16 protein-coding genes are annotated in these 20,264 nt (G+C 73.4%); 8 read left to right on the plus strand and 8 right to left on the minus strand.

Annotated features, from left to right (window positions below):
* Positions 1–43 precede the first annotated feature (43 nt).
* The 5 genes from M3147_RS13695 to M3147_RS13715 form a co-directional block, all read right to left on the minus strand.
* Positions 44–1,402: a pyridoxal phosphate-dependent decarboxylase family protein gene (locus M3147_RS13695; RefSeq protein ID WP_251204089.1), complete on the minus strand. Its 1,359-nt coding sequence runs from the start codon at positions 1,400–1,402 to the stop codon at positions 44–46.
* Positions 1,403–1,657: 255 nt separating this feature from the next.
* Positions 1,658–2,725, minus strand: coding sequence for a hypothetical protein (locus M3147_RS13700; protein WP_251204023.1), 1,068 nt, complete (start codon positions 2,723–2,725; stop codon positions 1,658–1,660).
* A gap of 14 nt (positions 2,726–2,739) precedes the next feature.
* A complete protein-coding gene (locus M3147_RS13705; RefSeq protein ID WP_251204024.1) occupies positions 2,740–3,351 on the minus strand; it encodes an ABC transporter ATP-binding protein in 612 nt (203 codons plus the stop codon).
* A complete protein-coding gene (locus M3147_RS13710) occupies positions 3,345–4,388 on the minus strand; it encodes a peptidoglycan-binding domain-containing protein (RefSeq protein WP_251204025.1) in 1,044 nt (347 codons plus the stop codon). The genes M3147_RS13705 and M3147_RS13710 overlap by 7 nt, the downstream gene beginning before the upstream one ends.
* Positions 4,385–4,960 carry a hypothetical protein gene (locus M3147_RS13715; RefSeq protein WP_251204026.1) on the minus strand — a complete coding sequence of 192 codons (576 nt, stop codon included), beginning with the start codon at positions 4,958–4,960 and terminating at the stop codon, positions 4,385–4,387. Before M3147_RS13715 ends, M3147_RS13710 begins: the two co-directional genes overlap by 4 nt.
* A gap of 147 nt (positions 4,961–5,107) precedes the next feature.
* Between M3147_RS13715 and M3147_RS13720 the strand changes: the two genes are divergently transcribed.
* Positions 5,108–6,025, plus strand: a complete 918-nt coding sequence (locus M3147_RS13720; RefSeq protein WP_251204027.1) for a DNA-3-methyladenine glycosylase family protein — start codon at positions 5,108–5,110, stop codon at positions 6,023–6,025.
* Between the two features lie 41 nt (positions 6,026–6,066).
* Here M3147_RS13720 and M3147_RS13725 read toward each other — a convergent pair whose 3' ends face one another.
* The gene (locus M3147_RS13725) at positions 6,067–6,468 is read right to left on the minus strand and encodes a winged helix-turn-helix transcriptional regulator (RefSeq protein ID WP_251204028.1); all 402 of its coding nucleotides are present in this window, start codon (positions 6,466–6,468) and stop codon (positions 6,067–6,069) included.
* 120 nt (positions 6,469–6,588) lie between these two features.
* Between M3147_RS13725 and M3147_RS13730 the strand changes: the two genes are divergently transcribed.
* The 5 genes from M3147_RS13730 (at position 6,589) to M3147_RS13750 (ending at position 12,828) form a co-directional block, all read left to right on the plus strand.
* Positions 6,589–8,877 (plus strand): LLM class flavin-dependent oxidoreductase, encoded by a 2,289-nt coding sequence (locus M3147_RS13730; RefSeq protein WP_251204029.1) that lies wholly within the window; start codon positions 6,589–6,591, stop codon positions 8,875–8,877.
* Between the two features lie 24 nt (positions 8,878–8,901).
* Entirely contained in the window at positions 8,902–9,237 is a 336-nt protein-coding gene (locus M3147_RS13735) for a DMT family transporter (RefSeq protein ID WP_251204030.1), read from the plus strand.
* Between the two features lie 158 nt (positions 9,238–9,395).
* On the plus strand, positions 9,396–10,109 hold the full coding sequence (locus M3147_RS13740; RefSeq protein ID WP_251204031.1) for an ATP-binding cassette domain-containing protein: 714 nt from the start codon (positions 9,396–9,398) through the stop codon (positions 10,107–10,109).
* A complete protein-coding gene (locus tag M3147_RS13745; RefSeq protein ID WP_251204032.1) occupies positions 10,109–12,196 on the plus strand; it encodes a YhgE/Pip domain-containing protein in 2,088 nt (695 codons plus the stop codon). Before M3147_RS13740 ends, M3147_RS13745 begins: the two co-directional genes overlap by 1 nt.
* 47 nt (positions 12,197–12,243) lie before the next feature.
* Entirely contained in the window at positions 12,244–12,828 is a 585-nt protein-coding gene (locus tag M3147_RS13750) for a TetR/AcrR family transcriptional regulator (RefSeq protein WP_251204033.1), read from the plus strand.
* Between the two features lie 69 nt (positions 12,829–12,897).
* Here the strand turns inward: M3147_RS13750 and M3147_RS13755 are convergent, their stop codons facing one another.
* Complete coding sequence (locus M3147_RS13755; protein WP_251204034.1) at positions 12,898–13,827, minus strand: LysR family transcriptional regulator; 930 nt, start codon at positions 13,825–13,827, stop codon at positions 12,898–12,900.
* Between the two features lie 70 nt (positions 13,828–13,897).
* Between M3147_RS13755 and M3147_RS13760 the strand changes: the two genes are divergently transcribed.
* Together M3147_RS13760 and M3147_RS13765 are read left to right on the plus strand one after the other, a co-directional pair.
* Positions 13,898–14,959 carry a YeiH family protein gene (locus M3147_RS13760; RefSeq protein WP_251204035.1) on the plus strand — a complete coding sequence of 354 codons (1,062 nt, stop codon included), beginning with the start codon at positions 13,898–13,900 and terminating at the stop codon, positions 14,957–14,959.
* Between the two features lie 114 nt (positions 14,960–15,073).
* Complete coding sequence (locus tag M3147_RS13765; protein ID WP_251204036.1) at positions 15,074–16,333, plus strand: LCP family protein; 1,260 nt, start codon at positions 15,074–15,076, stop codon at positions 16,331–16,333.
* A 103-nt stretch (positions 16,334–16,436) separates the two neighbouring features.
* Here M3147_RS13765 and M3147_RS13770 read toward each other — a convergent pair whose 3' ends face one another.
* On the minus strand, positions 16,437–20,162 hold the full coding sequence (locus M3147_RS13770; protein WP_251204037.1) for an efflux RND transporter permease subunit: 3,726 nt from the start codon (positions 20,160–20,162) through the stop codon (positions 16,437–16,439).
* Positions 20,163–20,264 lie beyond the last annotated feature (102 nt).

Consider the following 20,264-nt stretch of genomic DNA (forward strand, 5'->3'; position numbering starts at 1 on the left):
CGGCCCCCGGCGCACCGCCGCGGCGCGAGGCATCCGCGGCGGCTCACTCCATGGAGTCGAGGATTCCCACCAGCTGCTCGAAGGTCGTCATCGGGTTGACGATCGCGAAACGCGTGTTCGGTCGGCCGTCGTGCGAGCTCGGAGTGACGAACGCGCGCTGCTCCTCGAGCAGGCGCGTCGACCAGCGTTCGTAGTCGTCCATCGTCCAGCCGTCGCGTTCGAAGACGACGATCGAGAGCTCGGGGTCGCGCACGAGCCGGAGCTCGGGGCGCGAGCGGACCTCCTCCGCGATGCGCTGCGCGAGTTCGAGCGAGTTCGTGATGGCCGCCCGGTACGCCGCCGCGCCGTACGTCGCGAGTGAGAACCAGAACGGGAGTCCGCGCGGGCGCCGGGTCAGCTGCACGGCGTAGTCGGACGGGCTCCACTCGGGCTTGCCGGTGAGGGTGTCGAGGTACTCGGCGTGCTGGGTGTGGGCGCGGCGGCCGATCTCCGGGTCGCGGTAGATGAGGGCGCAGGCGTCGAACGGGGCGAAGAGCCACTTGTGCGGGTCGACGATGACCGAGTCGGCACGCTCCACCCCGGCGTACCGTGCGCGGGCGAGCGGGGAGAGCATGCCGGTCAGCCCATAGGCGCCGTCGATGTGCAACCAGAACTCGAAGTCGTCCTTGAGTGCCGCGATGGAGGCGACGTCATCGACGATGCCGAAGTTCGTCGAGCCGGTCGTGGCGATCACCGCGAAGACGTCGTCGCCGTGCTCCTCGAGCGCGGCGCGCACGGCGTCGCCGCGCAGCCGCCCGTCGGGTCCAGCCGGCACCAGCACGAGCTCGACGTCCATGACCTTCGCGGCGGACTTGTTCGAGGAGTGCGCCTCGGTGCTGCACACGAGCTTCCACCTGGCCGGCGCCGGGAGCCCCGCGGCGGTGCGGCGCTCGCGGGCCGCCTCGCGGGCGGCGACGAGCGCCGAGAGGTTGCCGATGGTGCCGCCCTGCACGAAGACGCCGCCGGCGCCGAGCGGCAGGCCGAACTCCCCGGCGAGCCAGGTGAGGACCTCGTTCTCGGCGTGCACTGCGCCGGAACCCTCCATCCAGCTGCCGCCGTAGAGGCTCGACGCCGAGACGACGAGGTCGAACGCCATCGCGGCCTTCGTGGGCGCGGCGGGGATGAACGACAGGTACTGGGGATGGTCGATCGTGATGCAGGCGGGCGCGAGCACGTGCTCGAAGACCGCGAGGGCACGGGTCGCACCGATGCCCCGTTCATCGATCGTGCGGCCCGCGAGGCGGCTGAGCTCGGTCTCGGTCGCCGGCTTGTCGAGCGGCGTGTCGGTCGCGAGCAGCCGGCGGCGCGAGTAGTCGAGCACGAGATCGACGATCGCCTGGGTCTCGGCGGTGACGGCGTGCATCCGCGTCGGGTCGACGGCGTCGGTCGAGGGCGTGGTCCCAGCGTCGGCGGTGGCGCTGGTGGGGGAGTCGGCTGCGGTGCCCATGTCTGTCCTCTCGATGGCACCGGCCAGTCTGAACCGTCAGGCAGCCTGGCGCAACTTCCGCGCATGATCCTGATCTGCGGCGCATGAGATCCTCGCCAACTCGATGCGATTGGGGGATTCGTTGCGCATCTGTGCGATTCGCCGCCGAACCCGGTGGTCGAGTTCGCGCGGTCATCGCTCCGTGAATGCCGACAGTAACCCGTTCGCCCGGATCGAGGCGGCGGCGACCGCGGCACCGAGGAATGCGCCGGTGCTCGTGCCCGCGAGCACCCGGAGTCCGGCCTCGAACACGGCGCCGCCGTCGGCCGGCGCGGACGCACCGACGAGGGTCGCCGCAGCGACCGCCGCGATGGCGACCGGCACCATCACCCAGGCGGTTTCGGCGCCGACCACGGCCATGACATCGGCCCGGCGGACGCCATGGTGCCTTGCGCTCGAGAGCGCAAGGCGCCGCGACCTCACCGCGATCGCCACGCTGAACGCCGCAGCGACCAGGGCGGCGAGCGGCGCGAACCGTGTCGGCCGGGACAGGTGGCGGTCGCCGCCGTGGAACTCGGCCCCGAACGTGCTGTTGACCGTGCTGAGCACGGGCGCGGAGGCGGATTCGGCGCTGCTCGGCATCGCGGTCGAGCGGAGGAGCGTGACCAGCTGAGCGCTCTGCGGCCACGTCGTCGCCCAGCACTCGTCGAACGCGCCGTTCGCGAGGGCGGGGACGACCGCCGCATACCCGAGCCCTGGTCGCCGGCCATCCTCCGGCCACTCGTACACTCCGGCAATGGTGAGGGCCGCGCCCGAGCTGAGCGTCAGCACGTCGCCCGTTCTGAGGCCGAGCCGATCGGCCGCGACCCGGGACAGGACGGCGCCGTGGGCTCCCGAGCTGCCGAGCAGCCGAGTGAATGCGGGAGTGGCCTCGTACGCCGGGAGGCTCGACCCGGGCGTCGCGCTCGGGAGCAGGGGGCCGGCGGCTGGTCGGAGGGCGCCGGCCGCGGCGACGCCGTCGACCGAGGCGATCGCGTCGCAACTCGTTCCGTCGATGGCACCCACCGCTTCGATCGTGGCGATCGCCGCCCCGGCCGCCCGGTAGTCGAGCGCCTCCTCGACCGCGGCGCGGGTGGCCAGCGCGTCGGCGGTCGTCAAGCCGATCGTGAGGAACGACAGCACGAGCCAGAGCAGCACGCCGTGGCTGGCCCCGGAGCGGGAGTTCCGCCACGCCTCGCTCAGGATGGCGGCGAGGCGCATCCGTCCCACCGTGTTCACCCGCACCCGAGCGGAGCCTCGAGCTCCACGACCCGCGAGCACATCGCGCGCGTGCCGGCGCTATGTGTGGCGACGAACACGAGCAGATCCGTCGACGCGATCGCGCCGAGCGCGGCATCGACCTCGCCGGCGGTGCGTTGGTCGAGTTGTGCGGTCGGTTCATCGAGCAGGAGGAGATCGGGTGCGGCGGCGATCGACCGCGCGATCATGAGACGCTGAGCCTGCCCCCCGGAGAGCGTGGCGAACTGCTGGTCGCCGACCGCGCTCAGCCCGAATCGGTCGAGTAGGGCCCTGGCGAGCGGCTCGGCATCGCGCCGGCGCATCCCGGTGGCGAGGTACGGCAGGCAGACGTGGTCGAGCGCGGTCCGGCGGGCGACGCCGTGCGGATGCTGGGTGACCCAGCAGGCCCGCGGCGATCCAGGCCGCCGGATCCGGCCGTGCGTCGGAGGCATCAGCCCGGCGAGGATGGCGAGGAGCGTGCTCTTGCCGGCGCCGGACGGCCCGGTGATCGCGATGAGCTCGCCTCGATCGAATGAAGCTGAGAGCGGTTGGAACAGCGCCCGGCCCTCGAGGAACTCGTGCGACACCTGCTCGAGCGAGATCAGCATGCTTCGCTTCGGTCGGGGGCGAGCTCGACGGAGGCGGGTAGCGGTCCGTCCGTCGCGACGATGAATGTCTCTCCGAGCTGCGATGCCACGGGGCGGACTCGTTCCGGCTGTCCGGCCGACACGACGCAGGCGCGGTCGGCGCCCCGGTGGTAGAGCGCGCCGGGCGGGATGACCCCGACTGTGACGGCTTCGGAGAGGGCGAGCGTCGCGGGCACCCGGCCCGGCTCGCCCTCCGCGCGCTCCGTGCGGCCGCGATCGAGCGCGATGAGCGCTTCGATCGCGGCCGGGTCCTCGATGCGCGGGCCGGCGACCGGGACGGTCGTCTCGCCGATGACCAGCACCCGATCGCCGGCGACGAGATCGTCGGGCGTGTCGAGGATCGAGGCCGAGCTGCCGTCCGCGGGAAGCCGGATGAGGGGTGTTCGCGCCTCGACCGAGGAGCCGAGGGTGATCTCGCACGCGGCGATCGGCGCCGCAGCCCCGGGCAGCCAGAGGAGTTCGGCGATGCGGATCGCCCCGCCATCGGATCCGAACTCGGCTGACCGGCCCTCGGAGCCCGCCGCGCGCATCGACGCGACCGCCGCGAGGGACGCGGGACCGAGTTCGCCGTCGGCGACCACCGGGTGCCCGAGGCGGACCAGCTCCTCCTGCAGGGCGAGCACGTCCGCGCCGCGCGCGCCGATCTCGAGGTCGCGCCACAGTGGCACGGCGGTGGCGATGGCGAGCAGCGGGACCCCGTCGATGGCGACGGGAACCGTTCCGGACTCGAGGAGCGCACCTCTGGTGCACTCGACCCGCGTCACGAGGCCAGCGACCGGGCTGAGCACCGCTTGCTCGGGCCCGTGGTCGACCTGCACCGTGACCGTCCGCTCGTCGAGGAACGGGCGAGTCGTGACGATCGACTCCCCGAGCGGTGCGGCCTCCGCCAGTGTGCTGGGGGTGCCGGCCGGCAGCGTGATGGCGGCGATCCCCGCCCCGGCGACTGCGGCCGTGATGGCGAGCACCCCCATCGCGGGCCAGGCGATCGGGGCTTTCACTCGGTGTACGCCCCCGTCGGGTCGCCGTTGCAGCGCGCGAACTCCGCGCCGCCGGGTGTCAACGGGGGCTCGCCGAGCCCGTCGGCGTACTCCGCGCGCGTCACGCCCTCGTCGAGTACGCCCGCTCGTACGAGGCAGCTGAGCATCAGCTCGGCCTCGTCGCGCCCGTCGGGGTTGCGCTGCATGAGCCAGTACTGCCCCGAGGTGCGGTTGAAGGATGCCTCGCATGCGCGTAGCGCCGGGGGACCGTCGTCGGTGAAGGGGCCGTCGATCGTATACCCGCCGCCAGCTTCGAACCCGCTGACCTCGAACCCGACTGCCGCCGCACACGAACCGAAGGCGTCTTCCGCGGCGGCTCGCTCCTCGTCCGTGATGCGTCCGTCCTCGAGGATCGCGCGCTCGAGATCAGTTGTGGCATCGTCCTGGAGCTCGCTGAGCACCGCGTCCCATCCCGGCTTGTCGGGGCCGTTCGTCGTCCCCTGCCCGGAGACGACGGCGCATCCCGTGAGGAGTGCGACGAGTGCGGCGCCCGTCGTGATCGACCCGATCGTGCGATGCGCCGTGCGCGTCATGGTTCCTCCTTCGAGCCGCACTGCATGGTATCCCACCAGGCCACTCATGCCGAGCTGCCGCAGTGCATCACTTTCTTCTGGAGAGAACCGCTGGCATGCCAACGCGTGAAGCCGTGCGCCGTCGGCGGGATGGCGCACACTGGAGGGGTGACCCCGGACGCGCGACTCGACTGGCGGGCGCCCCACTCGTGCGAGCTGCCGCAGACGGTGGGCTCGCTCCGCCGCGGTCCCGGCGACCCCGCGTACCTGACCGCACCCGACCGTACGATCTGGCGCGCGACCCGCATGGCCGAGGGGCCGGCGACGATGCGGCTCTCGCAGCGCGGTCCCGACGAGTTCCGGTGCGAAGCGTGGGGGCCGGGGGCGGCCGCCGCGGTCGCCTCCGCGCCCGAGCTGCTCGGGGCGCGCGACGGTGCGGCGGGCTTCGAACCGAGGCTGCCCGCGCTCGCCGAGGCGCATCGGCGCAATCCGGGCCTCCGGGTCCCGCGCAGCGGGCGGGTGTTCGAAGCCCTCGTGCCCGCGATCCTCGAGCAGAAGGTCATCACGCTGCAGGCGCACGACTCCTGGCGGGTGCTGCTGCGCCGATTCGGCGAGCCGGCCCCGGGTCCGGTGCCGCGGCCGATGCGGGTGCCGCCGAGCGCTGAGGGATGGCGCATGATCCCGAGCTGGGAGTGGCATCGCGCGGGCGTCGATCCGCAGCGCTCGCGCACCATCGTTCGGGTCGCGGCGCTCGCCGAGCGCGTCGAGGAGGCGGCCGGGATGACTCCGGCGGAGGCGCGGGCCAGGCTCACGCTGCTCCCCGGGGTCGGCTCGTGGACGGCGGCCGAGGTCGCCCAGCGCGCGCTCGGCGACGCGGACGCGGTCTCGGTCGGCGACTACCACCTCGCGAACTTCGTCGGGCACGCGCTCGAGGGCCGCGACATGAGCGACGAGGAGATGCTCGTCGCACTCGCGCCGTGGGCCGGGCAGCGCTATCGGGTCATCCGCCTCCTCGGGCTTACCGGGCATCGCGGCCGTCCGCGACGAGGGCCGCGCATGTCCTTCGTCGACCACCGCTCCCGCTGACCACCGCTCCCGCTGACCGTCGCCGGTCGCTGGTCGCCGGCTCAGCCAGCGTGCCCGGCTGCGCGCTCCTCGTCGGCCTGCCACTCGACGAGCGGCTGCAGCAGCTCCATCAGCTGCAGCGCCCGCGCACTCGGGGTGTATCGGATCGAGACCGGGGTCGTCGCCCGAACGTGCCGTTCGAGCAGTCCGTCGGCCTCGAGCTCGCGAAGCCGGGCCGCGAGCACGCGGTCGGAGATGCCGGCGACGGTGTCGCGGTACTCCGAGAAGCGGCGGGCGCCGCGCACCCCGGCGAGCAGGATGGCGGCGTTCCACTTGCGGCCGGCGAACTCGATCGCGCTCGTGAAGCGGCGGCAGGCCTCGTCGTCGATGTGGCCGAGCTCGTGCAGCCTGGCGGAGCGGCGGGCGTCGAGCTCGTCGCCCTGCGATTCGGGGGAATACGCCATGGGCTGCGCTCCGTTCCATCCGGGTGAAGGTACTTCCTTTGAGTAAGCAGCTTACCCGCTGCATGCGCGGCCCGCGGCATCCGAGCATGATGGACGCGACCGCCCGGAACGGAGCATGGAATGCACTACGGACGCCCACTGCAGTTCGGCACCTTCGTCACGCCCGTGAACGACCCGCCGCAGCGCGCGGTGCAGCTCACGGAGCTCAGCGAGCAGCTCGGCTACGACCTCGTGACCTTCCAGGACCACCCGTCCCAGCCGGCGTTCCACGACACGTGGACACTGCTCAGCTGGGCGGCGGCCCGCACGAGCCGCATCCACCTCGCCGGCAACGTGCTCAACCTGCCGCTGCAGCGCGAACCCGCGGTGCTCGCGCGAGCCAGCGCGAGCCTCGATCTCCTGAGCGACGGGCGCTTCGAGCTCGCCCTCGGCGCGGGCGGCTTCTGGGACGCGATCGAGGCGATCGGCGGACGCCGGCTCACCCCGGGCCAGGCGGTCGACGCGCTCGACGAGGCGATCCGCATCATCCGCGGCACCTGGGATGTGTCGGAGCGGGGCCGCTTCGCCGTCGAGGGGGACTACTACCGGGTCGACGGCGCGAAGCGGGGGCCCGCGCCCGCCCACGACATCCCGATCTGGATCGGCGCGCTGAAGCCCCGGATGCTCCGCCTCATCGGCCGCGCCGGCGACGGCTGGCTGCCCTCGCTCGCCTACCTGCAGCCGGGCGACTACGCCGACTCGGCCGCGCGCATCGACGAGGCCGCGACGAAGGCGGGGCGCAACCCCGCCGAGATCCGGCGGCTCCTGAACGTCGCCGGCCGCTTCACCGCCGGGCGCGGTGGCGACGTCCGCTCCCGCGGCGGCATGGTCGAGGGCGCCCCCGCCGACTGGGTCGAGCAGCTGCTGCCCTACGTCGTCGAGGACGGCGCCGACACCTTCATCCTCGCCGGCGACGACCCGGCGAGCATGCAGCGCTTCATCGAGGAGGTGGCCCCCGCGCTGCGGGAGGCGGTCGAGCAGGAACTCGGGACGGATGCCTCGGCCGGCGCGATCCGCAGCACCGCGGCGCTCGCGAAGCGTCGACCCGGCATCGACTACGACGGGCTGCCTGCCTCGCTCGCCGCGACGGCGATCGAGCCCGGCGACGCGAAGTTCTCCCGGGTGCGGTCGACGTACCTGCGCGGCGGCGACCCGGGCCTCGTACTGCAGCCGACGACGCGCGAGGAGGTCGTCGCCGCAGTCGGCGTCGCGCGCGCCCACCCCGGTGTGCCGCTCGGCGTCCGCAGCGCCGGGCACGGCATCAGTGGGCGCTCGACGAACGACGGAGGGATCGTCATCGACCTCTCCCGGATGCGTCGCATCGAGGTGCTGGACGAGGCATCCCGGCTCGTGCGCATCGAACCGGGCGCCCGCTGGGCCGATGTCGCGGCCGCCCTCGAGCCGCACGGCTGGGCGCTGAGCTCCGGCGACTCCGGGGGCGTCGGCGTCGGCGGGCTCGCGACGGCGGGCGGCATCGGCTGGCTGGTGCGCGAGCACGGCCTCACGATCGACCACCTCCGCGCGGCCGAGCTCGTGCTCGCCGACGGCCGCACCGTGCGGGTGAGCGCCGAGGAGCACCCGGAGCTGTTCTGGGCGGTCCGGGGTGCGGGCGCGAACGTCGGCATCGTCACCGCCTTCGAGTTCGAGGCCGACGAGGTGGGCGTGCTCGCCTTCGGGCAGCTCACCTTCGACGCGAGCGACACGGCCGCGTTCCTGCTCGCCTGGAGCGACTGGGTGGTCGATGCCCCACGCGACCTCACGAGCTTCCTCATCGTGCAGCCCGGCAGCGCGAGTCGGCCGCCGCTCGCGCACGTGCTCGTCGTGGTCGACTCGGACGACGCCGACACGGTGCTCGAGCGGCTGAACCCGCTCGCCGACGCCGCACAGCTCGTCGCGCAGGACGTGCGATTCACCACCTACCGCGGCATCGTGTCGAACGCGAGCGACGCGAGCCACAGCGCTGAGGGGGAGCCGCTCGCGCGCACCGGGCTCATCGGCCGATTCACGCCGGAGTTCGCCCGGGACGCGACGAGGTTCCTCGAAAGCGGGGCGAGCTACTTCTTCCAGGTGCGCGCCGCGGGCGGTGCCGTGCACGACGTGCCCGCCGACGCCACCGCGTACGCGCACCGCGACGCGGAGTTCTCGGTCGTCGCGTTCGGCACGTCGAGCCGGCGCACGAGCGAGCGCTGGGACGAGCTGCTCGAGCCGCACATGACGGGCGCCTACCTCAGCTTCGAGTCGGAGGTCGGGCCCGAGCGCCTCGCCGCCGCGTTCCCGCCCGCGACCCTCGAGCGGCTGCGCCGCATCAAGGCGGAGGTCGACCCGGACAACCTCTTCCGCGACAATGCCAATGTGACCCCCGCGGACTGAGCCCGGGTCCGGAAGGGGTCCGCCATGGCCTGGCTCTTCCTCTCGCTGGCGATCGCCTTCGAGGTCGCCGCGACGAGCTTCATCGGTAAGACCGAGGGCTTCACGAAGCTCTGGTGGACGGTCGGCGTGCTCGCCGGGTACGGCGTTTCCTTCCTGATGCTCGCGCAGGCGGTGCGGGAGCTCGAGATCGGCATCGTCTACGCGATCTGGTCGGGCGTCGGCACGGCGGCGATCGTCGCGATCGGGGTGCTGTTCCTCGGTGAGAGCCTGACCGTCCCGAAGCTCATCGGCATCGGGCTGATCATCGCCGGTGTGATCGTGCTGAACGTCTTCGCGGGGCACTCCGCCGCGCACGCCTGAGCGAGCGCGCGCCGCGCCTGCCGCTCGCGGGGAAGGGGGGTGCGGGCGAGGGGTGCCGGTGGCCCGCGGCGCTTGCGGCATCCGCCTCTCGTGATTAAACTGACTGGTCAGTACAAAGACGTGCGCACCCATCCACTGCACGAATCGAAGGAACGCACGTGCCGACCATCGCCAGGGCGACCGCCCTCGCCCTCGAATCCAAGCGCGGCCCCGTCTACGGGCCGCTCGACCTCCGTATCGACGGGGGACTCACCGTTCTGCACGGCCCCTCCGGCAGCGGTCGCACCAGTCTTCTGCTCACCCTCGCCGGCCGGATGAAGCCGACCGGCGGCGAGCTCGAGACCCTCGGCCGCGAGCTGCCCCGCAGCGCCCGTCGTGTGCAGCGGGAGTCCGCCATCGCCGGCTTCGAGGGCATCGACGCGCTCGAGGAATCCGTGACCGTCGCGGCGGCGGTCCGCGAGCGCGCCGCCTGGATCTCGCCGTGGTGGACCTTCGTGCGCCGCCCCGACGAGGAGACGCTGCGCGGCATCCTCGGTCCCGTCTTCGGCGAGGTGCCCCTGCCTGCACCCGACACCGTCATCTGGGAGCTGGACGAGGCGCAGACCGCGCTCTTCCGGATCGCGCTCGCGATGATGAGCGACCCCCGGATGCTCTGCTTCGACGGCCTCGACGCGCTGGCCTCGCCGGCCGCTCGCGACGCCGTCTGGCTCGGCCTCGACGCGATCGCCCGATCGGGCGCCGCCGTCGTCGTCTCGGCCGCCGCCCCCGAGCCTCGACGCTGGACCGAGCTCGGTATCGCGCCGGCCAGCCACTCCATCCTTCCGGCCGCCGACGACGCCGACGGCCTCGACCTCCTCCTGGAGCACGCCTGATGTTCGCCTTCCTCTCACCCGGCACCGAGCTGCGCCGCTTCCGCAAGGGAACCCTGCCGAAGATCGCCATCGCAGTGCTGCTGTTCATCCCGCTCATCTACGGCGCGCTCTACCTCTGGGCGTTCTGGGCGCCCACCGACGAGCTGAAGAACCTGCCCGTCGCCCTCGTGAACGAGGACGCCGGCGCCCGCCTCGACGGCGACCGCGTCACCGCGGGCGACGATCTCGTGACCGAGCTGACCGACGGCGGCCAGCTCGACTGGCAGGTCACGGACGCGGCGGATGCCTCGAGCGGCGTCGCCTCCGGCGACTACTACTTCGCGGTCACCATCCCGCGGGACTTCTCCGAGCGGGCGGTCTCGGTCGGCACGGACGAGCCCCGCCCGGCGAACGTCGAGGTCGACTACAACGACGCCAACAACTTCCTCGCCTCCACCCTCGGCAAGCAGGCCATGGTGCAGCTGAAGGACGCCGTCGCCGAGCAGGTCTCGAAGCGCACCGCCGACACCCTGCTCGTCGGGATCAACGACGCGGGCGACGGCATCCGCCGGGCCGCCGACGGTGCCGGGCAGCTCGCCGACGGGGTCGCCACCGCCAACACGGGGGCCGGCGCCCTCGTCGTCGGCATCGGGGAGCTCGCCGACGGGGCGGGACAGCTCGACGCGGGCGCGATCCGCCTGGCTGACGGCTCGGGCACGCTCGCCGACGGCCTCGCCCAGCTGCGCGACGGCGCCGGTGAGCTGTCCGGCGGTGCCGCCCGGCTCGCCGACGGCTCGGCGGTGCTCGCCGGCAAGGTCGGCGACGCGGCATCCGGATCCCAGGCCCTCGCCGCCGGCGCGCACGCGCTCGCCGACGGCGCCGGCGCCCTCAGCGGCGGCACCGCCGCGCTCGCGGGCGGAACCGGCACGCTGGCCGGCGGCCTCGACGAGCTCCTCGCCGCGATGCAGGCGCACCCGGAGGTGCCCGCGGCCGCCTACCTCGACAGCGTGCAGCAGCTCGCCGACGGCGCCGGGGAGCTGAACGGACAGGCGCAGGCCGCGATTCCCGGCGCGCAGGAGTACGCCGCGAAGAGCGCCGGCTTCGCCGGCAAGACCGACGAGCTCGCCGCCGCGCTCGCCGCGGGACAGCCCGGGGCGCAGGAGCTCGCCGCCGGAGCCGCCCAGCTCCGCGACGGCACGGCCGCGCTCGCGGCGAAGTCGGGCGACGCGGCATCCGGGGCCCGGACCCTCGCCGACGGTGCGGCGACCCTCGCTGGCGGCACCGACTCGCTCGTGAACGGCACGGGGGAGCTCGCCGCAGGCGGCACGAAGCTCGCCACCGGCGCCGGACAACTCGCCGACGGCAGCCGCACCCTCGCCGACGAGCTCGGTGCCGGAGCCGCAGAGGCCCCACAGCTGAGCCGCGCCGACCTCGAGTCGAAGTCCGAGGTGATGTCGGCCCCCGTCGCGCTCGACGAGCGCTGGCAGCACGAGTCAAAGAGCTTCGGCGAGGGCTTCGCCCCGTTCTTCATCGCCCTCGCGACGTTCGTCGGCGGCCTCATCACGTGGCTCATCCTGCGGGCACTGCCGAGCCGCGCCCTCGCCGCGGGCGCCACCGGGCTCCGCGCCGTGATGACCGGATTCCTGCCCGCCATGGCGATCGGCCTCGGCCAGGTCGTGATCATGGTGCTGGTGCTCGTCTACGGCATCGGGCTCGAACCGCAGTACTGGCTCGGCACCGCGGCGTTCATCTATCTCGTGACGCTCGCGTTCCTCGCGCTGCAGCAGATGTTCATCGTCGTGCTCGGCAGCGCGGCGGGGCGCGTGGTGAGCCTCGTGCTGCTCATGCTGCAGCTCAGCAGTTCCGGCGGCACGTATCCGGTGGAGACGACGCCCGCCTTCTTCCAGGCGCTGCATCCGTTCATGCCGGCCACCTACGTCGTGAACGGCCTCCGCGAACTGATCACCGGAGGCGTCGACTCTAGACTGTGGCTCTCGGTGCTCGTCATGGCCGGCATCCTCGTCGGATCGCTCGCGATCAGCGCCTGGAGCGCCGGCAGGCAGCGGGTCTGGAGCATCGGCCGGCTGCACCCCGAGCTCGTGATCTGAGCCGACCAGCCCGGACCGCCCGACCGCCCGAACAGGAGAGGACCCCCGTGGCCCGCACCAGCACGACGAAGCGCCAGATCCTCGACGCCGCGCTCGAGCTGGCGGCGACGAAAGGCATCACCGGCACGACCATGGACGAGGTCGCCGAGCGCGCCGGCGTCGCCAAAGGCAGCCTGTACTACAACTTCAGCTCGAAGGACCTGCTCTTCGAGGCCCTGCTGAAGGAGCGGGTCGGTGCCCTCGCCGAGTCGCTGCGGCGCGCGAAAGGCGAGCGTCGCGGGCAGGAGGCCATCGAGGCCCTGGTCGCGGAGCTGCTCGACGTGATCGCGGCGAACTCGGCGCTCGCGAAGCTGATGGCGGCGGAGATCTTCCGCACCGACCGGGCCTGGCAGGAGACGCTGTTCGCGCTCCGGCACGAGGCGTTGGCCGTGTTCGCCGAGGCGATCGCCGAGGCCTCCGGTCCCGCTGGTGCGGGGCGCACGGATGCCTCGGCCGCGGCCGCGGCGGGCCTGCGAGCGTCCGCCGTGTTCGGCGCGGTGCTGATGGCGGGGCTCGAGTGGCTCGTCTTCGAGCCGGATCGCGACCGCGCCGAGGTCGCCGCCGCGATCCTCGCCACCCTCCGCCCCGCCTGACCGACCCGGGAGGACGTGAGCGGAGGACCCGGGAGGGCGGGAGCGGGTCGGAGAGCGGCGCCGCCCCGCCTAGACCGGGCGGGAGGAACGGCGGGCGATCGCGACGAGCTCCGCGGCGGCCTCTCCCGGGCGGGCGGTCGCCCGGCGCACGGCGCGCAGCCGCCGGCGGAGCTCGAGGCCGTCCACCGGCACCTCGACGAGGTCGCCGCGGGTGATCCAGCCGGCGACGGCGAGCTCGCTGAGCACCGCCGGCCCGGCACCCGCGGCGGCACTCACCCGCACGGCGGCATTGCTGCCCAGTTCGAGGCTCGGCGCGGCGAGCTCGTGCTCCGGAATCCCGAGCCGATCGAGGGCGGCGGCCAGCGTCGCCCGGGTGCCCGAGCCGCCTTCGCGCACGACGAGCGGGGTCGCGGCGAGCTCGGCGGGCGTCAGCCGGCGTCGCCGCGCCCACGGATGGTCGGGGGCCACGACGACGACGAGCCGATCGTCGGCGACGGTGACACTGCGGAGCCCCGCCGGGACACGCGGCGTCTCGACGAAGCCGAGCTCGCACGCCCCCGAGGCGACGAGCGCGAAGACCTCGGCCGAGTTCGCGACGCGCAGCTGCACCTCGAGCTCGGGGCGGGCTCGACGGAGCCGGGCGAGCCAGGCGGGCGCGAGGTACTCCGCGACGGTGAGGCTCGCGGCGACGTCGAGGTGCGCCGCCCGGTCGGCGCGGAGCGCGGCGCTCGCGGTCATCAGCTCGCGGGCATCGTCGAGCACGCGGCGGGCCCAGTCGGCGACGGCGGTTCCCTCGGGGGTGAGCCGGGAACCGCGCGGATGCCTCGCCACCAGGTCGAGCCCGAGGTCCGCCTCGAGCCGGGTGATGGCGCGGCTCGCGTTCGGCTGGGCCATCCCCACCGCTCGCGCCGCAGCGCCGAGGCCGCCGTGCTCGGCCACGGCGACCAGGAGTTCGAGCACGGCGAGGTCCGGCCAGCGCTGCGCAGTCGTCGAAGACATATCACGATGATATGACTCGATGCCCGATCGACGGCTACTGCGATCGCCGCACCCCGCCCAGAGTGGACTGGTGAGCAGTCCCAGCACTCCCAGCAACCCCAGCCCAGCCGCACACCCGGGCGCCCGCTCGCTGCGCCTGCGCGCCCTCGCTCCCGGGCTGGCGCTGGCCCTCGCGGCGGCGGGGGTCTCGCTCGCGCTCACGCTCGTGCTGCCGACGCTGAGCGCGCTCCTCGTCGCGATCGTGCTCGGGGTCGCCTGCCGGAACCTCCTGCCGCTCCCGGCGTCGCTCGATCCGGGCCTGGCGCTCGCGGCGAAGCGCCTGCTGCGGATCGGCATCGTGCTGCTCGGCCTGCAGCTCGTGCTCGGCGACATCCTCGCGCTCGGACCGGGGATGATCGCGGTCGTCGTCGCGATCGTCGCCGTCGGCATCCTGGCGACCCTCGCCATCGGTCGTGCGCTGGGCGTGTCGCCGACGCAGCGCCTCCTCATCGCCTGCGGTTTCTCGATCTGCGGGGCCGCCGCGGTCGCCGCCGTCGACGGCGTGATCGAGACGGAGGAGGAAGAGGAGGTCGTCACCGCCCTCGCGCTCGTCGTGCTGTTCGGCACGCTGATGATCCCGCTGATCCCCCTGCTCGGCTCGGCGCTCGGACTCGGCGAGCTGCGCACCGGGCTGTGGGCGGGCGGCTCGATCCACGAGGTCGCCCAGGTGGTGGCCGCTGGGTCGGCGATCGGCGGGGCGGGGCTCGCCGCGGCCGTCGTCGTGAAGCTCGCCCGCGTGCTGCTGCTCGCACCCGTGCTCGCCGTGATCTCGGTGCAGCGCCGTCGCGCCATGCGCCGCGAGCAGCCCGGTGGCGGCGTCGCCGCGGGCAAGCGCCCGCCGATCGTGCCGCTCTTCGTCGTCGGCTTCCTCGCCATGGTGCTCGTGCGGTGGACCGGCGTTCTGCCCGCCGGGGTGCTCGCCGGTGCCGGGGTCGTGCAGACGGTGCTGCTCGCGATGGCGATGTTCGCCCTCGGCACGGGGGTGCGGTTCTCGATGTTCCGCCGGGTGGGCTTCCGTCCCGTCGCGCTCGCCGGCGCGTCGACGCTGGTCGTCGCGGGCGTCGCGCTCGGCGGCGTGCTCGTGGCGGGCTGAGCCCCGGCCGGCGCATCCCGGGCCGTCGATCCGCGACGCGCTGCCGCGCTCTCGGCATCCTCCCTGAATGCGTCGATACCGTGACGATTTCGCCGGCCGACCGGAGGAGACCGGATGCCCCGCCCCAGCTCGCCCCCGACGGGTTCCGCCTCGAGCGCCCGTCCCTCACGTCGCGACCGCCGGTCGCCGGCGCACGGCCGCCGCCGCTCGCGCCGCCGGAAGGTGCTGTTCGCCGTGGCGGGCGCCGCCGCGGGGCTGCTCGTGGTCGGGATCGCCTTCGCCGGCGTCATGGCGGCCCGGGTGGCGGGCAACATCGCCGGCAACTCGGTCGCGCGCCCGGGCGACACCGACGGCCCGGAGATCCCGGACTGGAACGGCGCCGTGAACCTCCTCATCATGGGTTCCGACGTGCGCGAGGGGCAGACCTCCGCCGACTACGGCGACGAGGGCGGGGCACGCTCCGACGCGATGATGCTGCTGCACGTCTCGAGCGACCACAGCAACGCGACGCTCGTCAGCATCCCGCGCGACACGATGCTGCCGACGCCCGAATGCACGACGCCCGACGGTGAGACCATCGACGCCCGCGAGGCCGTGCAGATCAACGCGGTCCTGGATGACGGGCCGTACTGCTCGCTCGACACGATCCGCGACTTCACGGGGCTCGACGTCGACCACTTCGTCGTCGTCGACTTCGACGGCGTCATCGGCGTGACCGACGCGATCGGCGGCGTCGAGATCTGCCTCGCCGAGGACGTGGACGATCCCGATTCGGGCCTCACGCTCGCCGCGGGCGAGCACACCATCCAGGGTGCGGAGGCGCTCGCCTTCCTGCGCACCCGGCACGGCATCGGCGACGGCAGCGACCTGGGCCGCATCGCGACCCAGCAGACCTACCTCTCGGCGCTCGCGCGCAAGGTGAAGGATGCCGGGACGCTCACGAACCCGGTGGCGCTCTTCGGGCTGGCGGATGCCGCGAGCCGGTCGGTCACCGTCGACGACGGCCTCGCGGGCCCCGACGCGCTCGTCGGCCTCGCCGGCACGCTCGCGAACATCGACCTGGCGAACATCGCGCTCGTGCAGCTGCCGGTGCAGGACTATTGGGCCGACCCCAACCGAGTCGAACCGATCGCCGATCAGGCGGAGGCCCTCTTCGCCGCGCTCGCCGCCGACGAGGCGGTGACCTTCGCGACGGACGACGCCGGTGCTGAGCCCGGCGACGAGGCTCCCGCCGACGATGCGCCCGCCGACGCATCCGCCGACACCGCCGTCCCCGCGCCCGGCGCGTCGGTCGCGCCGAAGCCGAAAGCGACGTTGCCGCCCGGCGCGAAGGGGCAGGACGCCGCGACGAAGAGCTGCGCCGGCGCTCCCTAGTTCCCGCAGAAAACACGCACGCACCGGATGGCGTGCAGCCGCATCCGGTGCGTGCGCGGGGCGCCGTGCCGGGCAGCCCCCAATGCTGCCCGGCACGCACGCCTCAGCCGGCCGTCGGCGACGGCAGCCCCGGGGCGGGAACCCCCGTGCCCGCCCCGGAACCGGGTCCGTCGTCCGTCGAGCCGCCGTCCGTGGTTCCGCCGCCGACGGAACCGTTGCCGCCCGATCCGTCGCCGCGGCGAGCAGCGCGGCGCTCGCGGCGCTCGGCGCGCCGGGCCATCCGCCGGTCGCGGCCGCGCTCGAACAGCAGGTACAGGATCGGCACCAGCACGAGCGTCAGCAGCGTGGAGGAGATCAGCCCGCCGATGACGACGATCGCGAGCGGGCGGGAGATGAACACGCCGCCGCCGGTCAGCCCGAAGGCCATCGGCAGGAGCGCGAAGATCGTCGCCGCCGCGGTCATCAGGATCGGCCGGAGGCGCAGTCGAGTGCCGTGCCGCACCGCGTCCTCCAGGTTCGCCCCGCCCTCGCGCAGCTTGTTCACGAGGTCGATCAGCACGATCGCGTTCGTGACGACGATGCCGATGAGCATCAGCAGCCCGATGAGGGCGGGCAGGCCGAGCGGCGTCCCGGTGAGGAACAGCCCGAGCAGGGCGCCGGTCGCCGCGAAGGGCACCGAGACGAGGAGGATCATCGGCTGCCGGAGGTTCCGGAACGTGCCGATCATCACGAACAGCACGAGCACGATCGCGGCGAGCATCGCCAGGCCGAGCTGGGCGAACGCCTCGTCCTGCTCGGCGGAGACGCCGGTGACCTCGTAGTGCACGCCGCTCGGCAGGCTCACCTCGGCCATCGCGGCCGCGACGGCCGCGTTCGCGGCGTCGAGCGCCCCGCTCTCCGGGGTGACCGAGATCGCGACCTCGCGCTCGCCGCCGATCCTGGTGACCGACGGCGCGGTGAGCTCCTCGGTGACGCTGGCGACGTCGCCGACGCGCACGGCGGTGCCGCGGAGCTCGCCGGCGGCGGTCTGCTCCTGCTCCATGCGCTCGGCCTCGGCCCGCTGCTCGTCGGCCTCGCGCTGCGCCTTGCGGAGCTGGTCGACCTGTTCGTCGCTCGCCGTGATGCCCTGCTCGGTCTGGGCGATCGCGGACTCGAGCGTGGCGAGCTGCTCCTGGCGATCGCGGATGGCGGCGGCGATCGCCTGCTCCTCGGGCGAACCGGGCACGGCGGGCTCGATGGGCGCACCCTGCAGCGCGGCGAGCTGCTCGCGCAGTGAGCCGAGCTGACCGCGCAGCTCGCTCCGGGCGGACTGGGCGTCGGCGATCTGCCGGTCGAGCGCGTTCGCGGCATCCGCTTGGGCGCTCTCCGCCTGCTGTTCCTGCTCGGCCTTCAGCTTGTCGAACGCGGCCTTCTGCGCCGCGGCGGTCTGCTTCGGCGTCACGGGAAGCAGCAGCTCGGCGACGCCTGCGGCACCACCGGTGACGGTGCTCGTGCGAACGACGATGTCGCGCTCGCGTCCCTCGAGCATGAGGGTGCCCGCCGGGGTGCCGCTCAGCGCGGCGTCGATCGCCTGGGCGACCTGCTGCTGGTCGAAACCGAGCGCGGCGGCCTTGGTGGGGTCGACGACGACGCGCACGACCGGCTGCTCACCGGACAGGCTGCTCGCCGCCTTCTCGACGCCGGGCTCGCCCTCGAGCGCCTTCACGAGCGCGTCGCTCGCCTCGCGGAGTGCGACGGGGTCGTTGCCGAGGACGCGCAGCTCGATGCCGCCGCCGCCGAATCCGCTGGTGTCCACCGCGGTGAGCTCGAACTGCTCCGGGTCGCCGACGGGCTCGAGCGCGCGCTCGACCTCGCCGCGGACGACGTCGGCTTTCGCCCCCTCCTCGAGGAGGATGTCGTAGGTGATCTTGGCCGGCTCGCCCGCCGTGCTCGACTGGGCCGGGATCGCGGCCACGACGTCGCGCACGCCGGCGACCTTGGCGAGCGCTCGCTCGACGGGCTCCGCGGCCTTCGCCCGGGACTCGAGGTCGACGGCGTCCTTCGGGGTCTGCTGGAGCGAGAGGCTCTGCTGTCCGGACTCGCCGAGGAAGTCGGTCGGGATGACGACGCTCAGGGCGAGCGTCGCGACGAGGACGACGAGCGAGGCGCCGAGCGTGATGAAGGGATGCCGGCGGGTCGCGCCGAGCGCGGGCATGATGCTGCGCTGGAGGCGGTCCTCCGGGCTCCGCATCTCGGCCTGGGTTACCGCCGCCGCGTCGAGGGGCGCGTCGTGCCCGGCCCCGGCCCCGGCCGCGGCCCCGGTCGTGGCCGTGCCGGCAGCTACGGACTCCGCCGAGGCATCCGCTACCGCGTCCCGCTTCGCCGCACGGTTCTTCAGGAACCAGTACGCGAGCACCGGCACGATCGTGAGCGCCACGACGAGCGAGGCGAGCAGCGCGATCGTCACCGTGATGGCGAACGGCCGGAACAGCTGGCCGGTGAGGCCCGAGACGAAGGCGATCGGCAGGAACACCGCGACCGTCGTCAGGGTCGAGGCGGTGATGGCGCCCGCGACCTGCTTCACCGAGGCGACGATGTCGGCCGGGGTCGGGGCGCGACGTTCCGCGTGTCTCGAGATGTTCTCGATGACGACGATCGAGTCGTCGACGACGCGGCCGATCGCGATCGTCAGGGCGCCGAGCGTGAGGATGTTCAGCGTGTTGTCGCTCCACCAGAGGCCGATCATCGTGATCAGCAGCGATAGCGGGATCGACACCGCCGCGATCACGGTCGAACGCCACGAGCGCAGGAACGCGAAGATCACGATGACCGCGAAGAGCAGACCGAGCGCGCCCTCGACCGAGAGATCGTGGATGGACTGCTCGATGTACGGCGCCTGGTCGAAGAGGGTGACGAACTCGGCGCCGAGCGACTCGGTGAAGCCGTCGAGCTGCGCTTGCACACCGTGCGAGATGTCGACGACGTTCGCTCCAGAGCCCGGGGTGATCTGGATCGTGAGGGCGGGCTTGCCGTTCACGCGGGAGATGCTCGTCGCGGCGACGGACTGCAGCGAGACGTCGGCGACGTCGCCGACGCGCACGGAGCCTTCCTGCACCTGCACGGGCAGCGCCTGGATCGCCTCGATGCTCTCGAGTCCGGGGCCCACGGTCACCGACACGGCGCCCTCGGCGCCCTCGACCTGGCCGGCCGGCTGCACCGCGGCGTTCGCCTGGAGCGCCTGCAGCACCGAGGCCGCCTCGACCTTGAGCCGGTCGAGGTCGGCGGGGCGGATCGCGACTTCGACGCGCTGCTCCTCGCGCCCGGACAGGGTCGCCTCCCGCACCCCGTCGACCGAGCGCAGGGCGGGCAGCACCGTCTGCTCGAGCGAGTCGGCGAAGGCGACCGGGTCGCCCGAGGAACCGGCGGTGAACATCATCGCCGGCATGTCGCTGCTCGAGCCCGACATCACGTCGACCCGCGCGCCCTGCGGCAGTGCGGCCTTCGCGCCGTCGACGGCCGAACGGATGGCCCGCTCGGTCTCTTCGGCGTCGAGCTCGAACGGCCACGTCACCGTGATCTGGGCGGAGCCCGTGCTGGAGACCGAGCTCACCTCGGTGATGCCGGCGACGGACCGCAGCGACTGTTCGACGGGCTCGGTCGCGACCTCGGCCATCTGCTCGGGCGCGAGACCGGCGGCCTGCACGGAGATGAAGGCGCCTGGGTACTTCACCGGCGGCATCAGCTCCTGGCGGAGCGAGCCCATCGCCACGAGCCCGAGCAGGGCGATGGCGATGGTGATGAGGCCGACGATGGCGCGGTTGGCGAGGCTGGCTCGGGTCAGGAAGGTCATGGCGATCTCCGGTCGGGGGCACGGCCGGATGGAGCGAGCATCGGTGCACGAGCGCTCCGGGCAGAGGCCGCGCCGGGCGATACGTCCAGTTCACTCGGCGAG

This window comes from Agromyces mediolanus, assembly GCF_023715325.1.
Classification (GTDB): Bacteria; Actinomycetota; Actinomycetes; order Actinomycetales; family Microbacteriaceae; genus Agromyces; species Agromyces mediolanus_A.

Excerpts from the sequence above, each read along its gene's own strand:
- M3147_RS13700 (WP_251204023.1), bottom strand. The coding sequence starts at position 2,725 with ATGCGCCTCGCCGCCATCCTGAGCGAGGCGTGGCGGAACTCCCGCTCC.
- M3147_RS13765 (WP_251204036.1), top strand. The coding sequence starts at position 15,074 with ATGCCCCGCCCCAGCTCGCCCCCGACGGGTTCCGCCTCGAGCGCCCGT.
- M3147_RS13695 (WP_251204089.1), bottom strand. The coding sequence starts at position 1,402 with ATGCACGCCGTCACCGCCGAGACCCAGGCGATCGTCGATCTCGTGCTC.
- M3147_RS13725 (WP_251204028.1), bottom strand. The coding sequence starts at position 6,468 with ATGGCGTATTCCCCCGAATCGCAGGGCGACGAGCTCGACGCCCGCCGC.
- M3147_RS13715 (WP_251204026.1), bottom strand. The coding sequence starts at position 4,960 with ATGACGCGCACGGCGCATCGCACGATCGGGTCGATCACGACGGGCGCC.
- M3147_RS13745 (WP_251204032.1), top strand. The coding sequence starts at position 10,109 with ATGTTCGCCTTCCTCTCACCCGGCACCGAGCTGCGCCGCTTCCGCAAG.
- M3147_RS13735 (WP_251204030.1), top strand. The coding sequence starts at position 8,902 with ATGGCCTGGCTCTTCCTCTCGCTGGCGATCGCCTTCGAGGTCGCCGCG.
- M3147_RS13705 (WP_251204024.1), bottom strand. The coding sequence starts at position 3,351 with ATGCTGATCTCGCTCGAGCAGGTGTCGCACGAGTTCCTCGAGGGCCGG.
- M3147_RS13770 (WP_251204037.1), bottom strand. The coding sequence starts at position 20,162 with ATGACCTTCCTGACCCGAGCCAGCCTCGCCAACCGCGCCATCGTCGGC.
- M3147_RS13730 (WP_251204029.1), top strand. The coding sequence starts at position 6,589 with ATGCACTACGGACGCCCACTGCAGTTCGGCACCTTCGTCACGCCCGTG.
- M3147_RS13755 (WP_251204034.1), bottom strand. The coding sequence starts at position 13,827 with ATGTCTTCGACGACTGCGCAGCGCTGGCCGGACCTCGCCGTGCTCGAA.